This is a genomic window from Pseudoflavonifractor sp. An184, assembly GCF_002160305.1.
Lineage (GTDB): Bacteria > Bacillota > Clostridia > Oscillospirales > Oscillospiraceae > Lawsonibacter > Lawsonibacter pullicola.
In genome coordinates this window covers 1-4,342 of the sequence record NZ_NFKI01000109.1, presented here as the reverse complement: position 1 = coordinate 4,342, position 4,342 = coordinate 1, and the positions used below count along the sequence as shown (strand labels likewise).

1 protein-coding gene and 1 pseudogene are annotated in these 4,342 nt (G+C 53.7%); both read right to left on the bottom strand.

Features of this window, described 5'->3' with window-relative positions:
- The coding region (locus tag B5F19_RS16505) for a VWA domain-containing protein (RefSeq protein ID WP_162612605.1) at positions 1 to 2,808 on the bottom strand (2,808 nt) is incomplete at its 3' end.
- A gap of 1,046 nt (positions 2,809 to 3,854) precedes the next feature.
- Positions 3,855 to 4,342 (bottom strand): annotated as a pseudogene (locus tag B5F19_RS17595) (hypothetical protein); the annotation flags it as partial.

Genomic DNA, 4,342 nt, shown 5'->3' with positions numbered 1-4,342 from the left:
GGCCCAGTAGACTACCACAGCGTCGTCGGTGGTCACATAGGCGTTGCCGTTGCTGGTATCCACCAGATCCAGATAGCGCGCCTCATAGTCGTAGTCGTTGGGGATGGCGTCAAACTTGTGCAGCGCGCTGTTGACCAGGGTGTTGTTCTGGTCGGGCACCAGACTATCCACCAACAGCTTCACATCGTCGGGGTCAATGACCTCCAGCTGGCTGCCGTTGATGTAGAACTTGGCGTTCTCGCCCACCTGAGCGGTCACGCTGGTCACATTGGGGGGAGCTTCGGTCACCACGTCGGTGGTGTGGGTACCGTTGTCCGTCACGCCGCGGACGGTGAGTTCGCCGCTTTCCACCGTGGCGTCATACTCGGTCGCCGCATCATTCACCGTAAGGACCGCCTTCACCAGCTTCTGGTTCAGATCGCCGGCATAGATGGTCATGTCGTACACATGGAACAGCTCGTCCAGGCTCACCGTAAAGTCGTCGGAGGTCATAAAGGTTCCGTCGTCGTCGGTGAACTGGAGCCGGATGGGGATCTCTTCGCTGTTCACTTCGGCGGGCAGGATGCGGTAGATGTAGCGGTTATAGGCCATGCTGTCGTTGCCTTCCTTGTTGTCATACCGCTCCAGATGCCAGGTACGGGTGTTGCCCTGACCGTCGTCGTAGGTGAAGGTCAGGTACTTGGACAGGTCCACGACAACGTCGCCCTCGTCATTTATGACCTTATCCTCTTCCGCGGCTTGTCCAATGAGCCAATTGTTTACTTCCGCAGGCAGCTCAATGTAGAAGCCGGGGGTGGGCAGGCCCGTACCAGCGGACGTCTCTACTTGGTCGCCGTTCACATCGGTAATCACGCTGTCATAGCCATCGCCGCCGGTGTAGATGGTGATGTCGGCGGGGGTGATGGAGACGGTGCCGACCGTGTAAGACACGGTGGGACGATAGAAATTCTCCGCCTGTCCCGGCACGCCGTTGGAGTCCACGGGGTACAGGGTCGCTTCGTTGTTGGTGTACAGGCCGTCGTAGCCCTCGCTGCCGTCGGCGTCATATGTTCCATAGGTGCCGGATTCGGTCTTCGGGTTGGTCAGCTGAACGGTGTAGGTCAACTGGACCTTTTTCCCTACCTCGACAGGAACATTGATCTCCCACACAAAGCATTCGTCGGACTGGCCATCCTCACCCTTCTCGTAGTAGTTCAGGACAAACTGATAGGTTCCATTGACATTGGGGCCAAAGCCGTAGGCGCTGGTCACATAGGGATCAGTATAGGAGGGATCAATGAGTTCTTCCTCATCCAGCTCATCCCCGCCGACAGTCAGCGTCAGCGCATCCAGGCTGTTGATAAAATCAAAGTCATATTCAGTTCCACTATAAGTGCCAGAACCGATTTTGTCAACAACCTTTGTTCCTTTGTCTACCAGATATACCATCTCATTGGCGATATCCTGGAAAGCCTCCGTCAGTTCTCCTGCTTCTCCTCCATAGCCGGGTTTGGAGATTTTAAAATAGGAGACACCGGATTGGGCTCCAATCCAGTCACAGAGATTCTCGCCATACTGATACACGGCGTTGTTTTCATACTTGTCGGTACCAAAAGCAACCATCTTGACCGAATACTGCCCCAAGATTTCTTCTTGCAGGTACTCAGCTGTTTTGTATGCAGCTTTTTGGATATTCGTATACTTACAGTCAGGGTTGATATCCTCGCCAGTATCACTGATTTGTTTCCATTCATTAGAGTCGGAATCCCAATCCGTAGCAGACAGGATCTGCTCCATGGACATTACCTCGGTATCGGGGGCGCTTCCCTCAGGCTCGGTGCCCGCCGGACTGCGGCTGAGCTCGGTAATTCTATCCTGAGCGTAGCGGATCAATGTTTTACTGGTAATCTGCCCATTCTCCACCCAATAAGTAGGAATACCATCACTCATCAGGACCAAGTATTGGTCTGTGCCATTCCCGGAACTCAGGATCTCTTTCGCCATCATCAATCCGGCCACCATATTGGTGTCTTCGGAAGCCGAAATACTGTTGATCGCAGTTCTCGCTTCGTCGATAGAAACCAACCCGTTGGTCAGGTTATGGGCCTCTTTGTCAAAGGTTACGATACCAATTTTAGTTTCAATATTGTCCTTTCCTGCCAATTCATTGCACATGGCATTGGCCGCCGCCTTCGCTTCGGCAATGTCTGTTTCCTTCATGCTACTGGAAACATCAATCACCATGACTACATCAACAGACGGCTTATAGCTTTCGGCGGGCAGGGACAGGGTCACCTGAGACTGGTAGTCCGCGTCCAGGTTGGTGGCCGTCTTGGACTTGGAGGTCTCCCAGGTATCCTCCGGCACTTCGCCGGGATCAATCGGTTCCACACCGTGGGCAGCCTTCAACGCAGTCAGCCTAGTAACGGTAGTCATGCCGTTCAGCGCGTCAAACGCCGTAAACTCTACCGCATGATAAGGTTCCGTGTCGGCTTCCCAGCGGCTGCCTTCACTGTCGTCATACCAGCCGTCAATGGCGTGGTCGCAGTCATCCAGCTCCCAACCGGAACCGACCTGACTAAAGGTGATAGTAGAGGTGGTGTTGTTGAAAATGTCATCGCCAGCGGTCTTAGCATGGTTATTGTAGATAACTGCATCGCTGGGCAATGTCAGGTTGGCAGCTGCACCACTGTTATAGATACCGCCGCCGTTGCTGGTGGTACCCTTATCGTTGTAGTTGCCCGTGATGGTCAGGTCAACGCCTTCCTCGAAGACAACCTTGCCGTTGTTGGATAGGCCGCTGCAATAGTTATCGGTGATGGTAACCACAGCGTCCTTTTCAATTTTGCCATCAGTAACTCCGCCAGTCAGCTTCAGGCCGGCAAAATCGCCCTTGGAAGAATTCCGGGTTACTGTCAGCGTGGAAGTGGAATCCACTAAAAATCCACTACTCGCATAAATACCATAGTATCCGTTTTGATCCGCTGTAAAATTAGAATTCCGAATCTCCACTTTTCCAGCAGAAAGTCCGTGTCCAGCATTATTCTGGTAAGTAACTACAGAATTAACAGCTGTAAAGCTTCCTCCGTTAGAAGCATTAGAGGTACAATTCTGCACGGTAAAGGTAGAATTCTCCACATAAATGCTCGGACTATTTACATAGCCGCGGTTGGTGCCATCAATCAGGAACGTACTGCCGCCAGTTACATTGACCTCGGCCGTTCCAGTTTTATCCAACTGAAGCCCTTGTCCCTCTTTTCCATCAGTGTCGTATCCATGGATTTCAAAAGTAGAGCCATTGGAAACATTGATGGAAGAACCAGCATTCATGTAGATCGCATTTCTGCTGCCAGTAGAGCCGCTATCCACGGTAAAGCTCACTTTTGCACCGTTGGTAACATTCAGAGTACCGGACAGGGACAGCATCAACCAAGGAGCAGTCCCTACTTCCGAATTCCACTCTACTTCCACACCGTCGAACGTCAGTACACGGTTAGGATCGTAAAGTCCGAAGCACATCCACCCCTCGCCATCGCTCGTTAGCTGTTTGTTAATGGTTATTTTGTGGCCACCGGTAAAGGTCAGGGTCTTGTTGAAACCTGTGGCTAGCTCACAGTCCTGAAGCAGCTCAATGGTCGCGCCTTCCTTTACCTTATTAACCGCCGCATCCAGTGTCGAATAATAGGTACCGTCGGCATAGGCCACATCTTCATTGCCGTCGTTGTCGTAATCCGTCGCAAAAACGGAAACCGGCAGCATTGTCAGCACCATGCCTAACGTCAACAGCGCCGACAATATTCGTTTTTTCATCTCGCCTTTTCCTCCTTACTGTTTGAAGTGTTCGCCCCATAAGCGCGGGGGCGGGGAAGAGTACGTCACACGTCACTCACCCCCTTATCTGCGTCCCAGCCGACGGCAAACTGTTCCGTCTCCATCAGCCGGTCACAGGCCTGCTCCACCAGCAGGTCCATTTGGGCGCGAATGCCGTCCTGAGTACTCTGCCACAGCCGCTTCAAACAGCGGGGGCTGGCTTTTTCCTCCGGTACCCGGGCGTCACGGCACAGCTGCTTGATGCTGTCCGTCACCGCGGTACGGCCCAGCGGTTTCCCGCTCTTGGTGTGGAAAACGGGACCGGAAGCGGTCCCCTCCCGCCGGGCGTAGGCCAGTAATTCCTTCCGCAAAAAGTCCGGAAGGTGGAGCAGTTGGACAATCCCGCTGTTTCGGACGGTGACCCGGCCCTCCTTGAGGGCCTCTACCGTCACCCGCGGCAGCTCCTGCACGGGGATTCCGGTACAGCCGAAGAGCTTCACCAGCAGGTACAGGCGCTCCTTGTCCAGCGCCCGGGCTGTGGTGAGCAGGCGGA